3 protein-coding genes are annotated in these 6,463 nt (G+C 49.2%); 1 reads left to right on the forward strand and 2 read right to left on the reverse strand.

All coding sequences use genetic code 11. The features are described from left to right. Window positions 1-11: 11 nt before the first annotated feature. A complete protein-coding gene (gene phoU, locus EKO24_RS08625; RefSeq protein WP_127030316.1) occupies window positions 12-725 on the forward strand; it encodes a phosphate signaling complex protein PhoU in 714 nt (237 codons plus the stop codon). A 250-nt stretch (window positions 726-975) separates the two neighbouring features. Here phoU and recD read toward each other — a convergent pair whose 3' ends face one another. Both recD and recB read right to left on the reverse strand, forming a co-directional pair. Next, window positions 976-2,667 carry an exodeoxyribonuclease V subunit alpha gene (gene recD / locus EKO24_RS08630; protein ID WP_241674440.1) on the reverse strand — a complete coding sequence of 564 codons (1,692 nt, stop codon included), beginning with the start codon at window positions 2,665-2,667 and terminating at the stop codon, window positions 976-978. Continuing rightward, window positions 2,664-6,188, reverse strand: a complete 3,525-nt coding sequence (gene recB, locus EKO24_RS08635; protein WP_127030315.1) for an exodeoxyribonuclease V subunit beta — start codon at window positions 6,186-6,188, stop codon at window positions 2,664-2,666. The genes recD and recB overlap by 4 nt, the downstream gene beginning before the upstream one ends. Window positions 6,189-6,463 lie beyond the last annotated feature (275 nt).

Raw genomic sequence — 6,463 nt, forward strand, 5'->3', positions numbered from 1 at the left:
AGGAGCAAGCAATGGACAACAGTAAAATAGGGCAACATATTTCAGGCCAGTTTAATAAAGAGCTCGAAGATGTGCGCAATAAAGTTCTAACCATGGGCGGACTGGTTGAGCAGCAGATCGAATTGGCGGTAACGGCTTTCGCAACCGGCGACTTGGAAATGGCCGAACTGGTCATCAAGCAGGACAACCAGGTCGATGCGCTGGAAATGGCCATTGACCAGGAATGCATGCAGATTTTAGCGTTGCGCCAGCCTGCGGCATTCGATTTGAGACTGCTGATCACAATAATCAAGGTGGTCAATGATCTTGAACGCGTCGGCGACATGGCCGAGCGCATCGCCGAGATGGCCATACAATTATCCAGCGCCGACACCAAACGCGACCAATATTATGAATTGGAACACATGGCGGAACTGGTTCAGGATATGCTGCACGGCGCTTTGGACGTATTCGCCAGGATGAATGTAGAGGACGTACCGTCGATTACCGGGCTGGATGAAAACGTCGACCGCGAATACGGCAGTATTATCCGTCAACTGATTACCAAAATGATGGAAGATCCGAGAAATATTACCCGGATGCTGGATGTGTTATGGATCGCCCGCTCGCTGGAAAGAATCGGCGATCACGCCTGCAATGTTTGCGAGCATTTGGTTTATATGGTCAAAGGCGAAGATGTACGGCATTTGACACAGGAAGAACTTGAAAAGAAGATGAAAGAATAGAACCACGAAGACACGAAGGACGCGAAGTTTTACATTAGATCGCGTCCTTCGCCGCAATACTTAACGTTTATACCCGCCGCTCCCCATCCAGAACACAGGGAGACAAAAAATAGCTTTTTATCCGTTATAATTTCAGGAATATGAGTAACTCGCCCTCGGGGGCGAGACCCCGATTCAAATAAACCGTCGCGCTAGCGACACCTTATATTTGAATAATTTGGGCTATGCTTCTAACTAACAAAGAAACGCTTTAGCCCTTGAATCTATCAATTAACCCACTAACCCTTTCAATTTTCTGCCTGACTGTCGCAGAGAATACCGTTTCAGTAGCCACCATCTTGATAGTTTTCTTGGCTCGGGTAATCGCGGTATACAGCAATTCTTTGGTTAACACCGGATTCATTGCTTCAGGTAAAACGATTAATACTTCCTCGAATTCAGAACCTTGGCTTTTATGTATTGTCATCGCGAAAACGGTTTCGCAATTCGGCAATCGTGCGGGCAGGTATTTCTTAATGCTGCCGTCGGGACGTTGGAAAAATACCATTAGCTTGCCGCCCCCGTCAGCGCTCAGGGTTGAAGAAAAGTCTTGGATGCAGATGCCAATATCGCCGTTATAAAGATTCAGTGCCGCGTTGTTCTGAGTGATCATGACCGGCCGCCCCGAATACCATAAGCCGGACAAAGCGATCCGGTTTTGCTCGGCCAGTTTTTGTTCGACCCGGTCATTAATATCGGCAACGCTGTTTTTTCCCTGCCGGTTCGAACACAACACCTGGAAGCGGCTGAACGCCTTGAAAACCTGCTCAAATTCGGCGTTGACTTTAATCAACTGTAAATACTCAGCGCGCTGTTCAGCGATATAAGCGATTAAGTCTCCATCGAGACGTTGCACCGCGCCGTCGCCTGCATCGGACAAAAGCTGCCAGGCAAGCTGATCCTGCTGGCGATTGACCGCTTCAGCCAGCTCTTTTATCACACCGTCGAAACGATGCGATTGGCTTAATGTATAGACATTGTTTTGCAAAGCCTCAGCCTGCGCTAAATCGGCTAGCACGGCGCCGGATTCTACCGAAGCCAGCTGATCCTTGTCACCGAGCAAAATCAAGCGCCCCCCCGGCTTCAACGCGTCAACCAATTTGCTCATCAAGGCCAGATCGACCATCGATGCTTCGTCAACCACGACTAGGTCGTAAGCCAACGGTCTATCGGCATCATAGCGAAAATACGGTGAAGGCGGCATCGCTCCCAGCAGGCGATGTAAAGTGGTAACGGCTTCCGGGATGCGATTTTTTACCGCCTCCGGACACGGCAGTTTCGCCTTGCTGGCACCAATCGACTCCTGGAGGCGCATCGCCGCCTTTCCGGTCGGCGCCGCCAAGGCGATATGCAGCGCTTGCCCGGCCAATTCCTGTAACAGTGCCAAAATTTTAACGACAGTAAAGGTTTTTCCGGTTCCCGGCCCGCCGGTTACGATACTGAACGATTGTCCGGCCGCCATCTTGGCGGCCGCACGCTGGCCGTCGGTTTCGCCGATTACAGCGGGAAAATAACGATCCAACATCGCATCGAGATTTTCAACTGAATGTCCGATCCTGAGCATTGACTTAATCTGCGTCGCCAAGCGGTTTTCGTAACTCCAGTAACGATGCAGATACAGACGGTCTTGTTCGATAACCAAAGGCAACGGATTGGTTTGGTTGCCGGGATTCGGCTCGACCAGTCCGGAAGCCAATAGCAACGCCAAGGCTTCATTGTCTATCTGTATGCAACTGTGGCCTTGGTTTTTCTCGTAAGACGCCGTCATCACGATGGCCTCGAAAGCCTGTTTCCGTACCGAGTCGAAGCCGGTGCGCTGACTCAGAAAACGGGCAAAAGCAATGTCCAACCGGCTGAACGATCTTGGTTCGGTTCGCGCTACGGAATTCAAGACTTCTGTCACTGCTCGCCCCCAAACAACGCGGCCAGCATTTCAACCCTCTCCAAATCCGGCCTGTCCTGATAAACGCCGCTCATAGGCTGATCCGGCCGCATGCCGCGCACGAATAAATAACGCACGCCGCCGAAATGGGTTTCATAGTCATAGTCGGGCAAACGGGTTTGTAAATAACGATGCAGCACTACGGTGTAAAGCCAATATTGCAGGCCGTAATTATGTTCACGCATAGCGTGGGTTAAGCTGTCGGGGCTGTAATCCTGAAGCGCGTTGGTTTTGTAGTCCATCACGTAATAGCGGCTTGTTCCGGAATCGGGATAAGCACAAATAAGATCGATAAAACCGGTCAAATAGCCGCACATCTGCTTGGCGGTCAATGGCTGGACAGCCGCTGCGTCATGTAGAATATCATTGATCAGGGCGGCATCCATCGTTTGCATCGATAAATAGAACGGCATTTCCTTTAGGCATTGGCGATCCGGGATATTCATCAGGCAAAAATCGGTATTGGTTTCGGACAGCGGCGTTGCGACTACGGCTTGTAGCAATTCATCAAGCAAGGCCGGCCGTTCCAGTTTTAAGCCGTAGCGTTGGCAAGCCCTGTCCCGTTGTACAGCAATATCCTTACGCCGGGCCAATTCGATGAACGCATTGTTTTCCAATAGATCATGCACGACATTACCGGTATGGGCGCCTCGGGGTAACTCCAACGCCTCACTGTTAAGCTGCTCGGATTTGGCGGCCGGCGCTTGTTCACCGGCTTTATCTTCCGGCAATTCCGGCGCATCATGCTGGCTTAATGCCGACAAGGCCGTGTAACTGCTCATTTGCCAGTTGGTATAGAGCGGTCTTCTGCGCTTTTTGGCCTGCAATTTTGCCGATGCAATTGTTTTTTGATAGCTGCCGGCCAATTCGCCCGACACGTCCAGCAAGCGGTAAGCTGCTTTATCTTGAAAAGATTGCAGTTTCTGTTGCTGACCGGAGAAATCCTTGTCTGCAAATTCGAGCAGCCATGCCATTGCCGAATCATTGGCTTTATTCTCCGTGCGCACGTCGGCCCAAGCTATGTAACAACGGTATTTGGCACGGGTAACCGCTACGTAAAACACCCGCAAATCCTCGGCCAACTCTTCATCCAACGCCATGTTCCGGTATCGTTCAAAATGCTCTGAGCCTAAATCGACTATTATCCGGCCGTTTTCATGACATCTGATTAATGAATGTTCGGTTTTTAAGCGGTCGCTACGTTGCCAAAGATAAGGACAAAACACCACCGAATACTCCAATCCCTTGGAGCGATGCATGGTCACAATTTTGACCGCATCGTCATTGCTTTCAAGACGCAACTGTCGGTCTTCCGCGTTATCTGCCTTGGTAATCGCACTATGTAACCAGTCCAGGGTTTTGTTAATGCCCAAATGCTCATCAACAGCGGCCTGCTGTACCAGCTCGATAAGATGATACAGGTTGGTAAGTTGCCGTTCCGCCATTAATGTTTTACACACGCCGGCCCGGACCTTTTCTTGGCGAAGCAAATGTTGCATCATCACCATCAAACCATTTTGCTGCCAATCCAGGAAATATCCAAGAAATCGAGACATCCAGGCATCAAGCTCGATTTCGCTGTTGATAAGCAGATAGAGTGTCTGCCCGTCTAAATCAAACCAATCCAGAGCCAAGGCCTGCTTGAGTAGGCGGCTGTCGCCAGGATGTGCCACGGCCAGCAGCAAACTGTATAAATCGACCGCCTCTTGCGAAGCAAAAACCGACTCCGTGCTGTTTAACACTGAGGGTACGCCTGCCAAGCGCAACGCAGCTTGGTATTCTCTAGCCTGGGTATTGGTTCTTACCAGAATCGCAATATCATTGGGGCGTAAATTCCGGTTCATCGGCTGCAAGCTGTAATCGCCGCTCAGTAACTCCACTACCTCATTGACAACGGCATTTCTGATTATTTCTGCTGCCTTGCCTGCCGTCCAATAGCCGCTTTTACTATCGGCTTCGGGTAATTGCCACAGCTCCATCGGTTGCGTGGCTTGTCCTGCATGATATAACTCACCGTCATCAGTCGACAAGCCCGGATTGACGCTGGAAAAATCTAGCCCATCCAAGAAAAATGCCCGGTCTCTCCGGAACAACGCATTGACTGCCTCGACTAGATTAGGATGCGATCGCCAATTTTTATCTAGCGTAAATTGATGATCGGCTTGCTTTTGCGCGCTCAGATATGAGTAAATATCCGCGCCGCGAAACTTGTAAATTGCCTGCTTAGGATCGCCGATTAAATAGAGATATTGGCTAGGCGCGGCAAATAGTGAGGAAAAAATAAACCACTGGTTATCATCGGTGTCCTGAAACTCATCAATCAACGCCACTTCAAAACGCTGTTGCAGTTCTGCTGTCAACAGTTCGCCTTTTTCGCTTTGCAGTGCCTCTGCCAAACGGGTAATTAAGTCATCGAATGACAACACGTTAAGCTGCTGTAAACGCTTATCCAGCTCCTCGCGCAAATGATCTAACAGCGTCTTGCGTAATGACAAACTGACTTGCGTGAACGCTAAAGCCAACGCATCGAAAACCTCTGTATTTATTGATAATTCAATCAGATACTCCGCCTTGCGCTGTTCTCCGGTCTGGGTTTTATTGGCTTTGAATTTGCCTCCATGCAGAGCTTCCATCAAACCCTTCTTTGTAAATAAAGCAAACGCTTCAGCGTCGGGAACGCCGGTGGTGGAGCCATGCAGCCATGCGCTTAACGCGTTATAGTGATCATCAAAAGCGTCGACATAAGCGGGCTTGAATTTGCCGTCAGCGAAACAATTGCATATAACGTTCGCGCTTACGTCGACTGAATCTTTCGCCAGCTCCGCTTGCCGTTGTAATGCTGTTAATGCGTTATCCAGACTTTCACAAACCGGATAAATTAAAATTCCCAAACCGTTGTCGGGGAATGCTGCAACGCTGGCGAGCAATATATCCGGGGTTTTAAAGCTCTTCGTTAATATCTCAACTTCCCATGGCGAACGTTGGTAAATCTGCTTACGCCAAAAATCGTCCGAACAAGCTTGTTTAATTTCGGCCAAATCGCCGGTGAGTTCAATATCGAATAACTGCCCACTTTCCAGTGCGTGTTCTTTTAATACGCGCTGACAGAAGCCATGAATGGTAAAAATTCCGGCCTGATCTATATCTAACAATGCCATTTGCAGACGTTGCTTGATCAATTGAGGTTCTATGTCGAGACCGGATAGCCAACGGATAATATTGCCGTCAACATTGTCCGTATCCCCGTCCACGGCCTGATTGGCCTCAGCCAACCGGGAACGGATACGCTCTTTCAGCTCTTCCGTGGCTGCCTGGGTGAAGGTGACCACCAGCAATTGGTAGATCGTAATCCCCTGCTCAACCACAAAACGCAGCACTAACATTGCAATTGCATAGGTTTTGCCGGTACCGGCGCTGGCTTCAATTAGATTAACGCCTTTTAACAGCGAGGTTCGAACCGGGTCAAACGTGTCTATTATCATGCCTTAATTCTCAACTGAATACCATTCTAAACTCGTCCAAACTCCACGTTATTTTGATAGCCAACTGATGGAAAATTTTCAGAAATATTGACGACACTATAACAATTTTTAGCAAAGCGAACAGGTTTTAAAAATAAGACGTGATCCTTACCTGCCGATACATTTTTTGGACTGAGTAGCCCAAAAACGCAAGTCAAAAAAAAACCCAAGCGATTAAGCTTGGGTTTTTGGTTTTAGGCGCTTGGCAATTCCCTACTTTCGCATGGCAAACGGCC

Source organism: Candidatus Methylobacter oryzae (assembly GCF_003994235.2).
Lineage (GTDB): Bacteria > Pseudomonadota > Gammaproteobacteria > Methylococcales > Methylomonadaceae > Methylobacter_A > Methylobacter_A oryzae.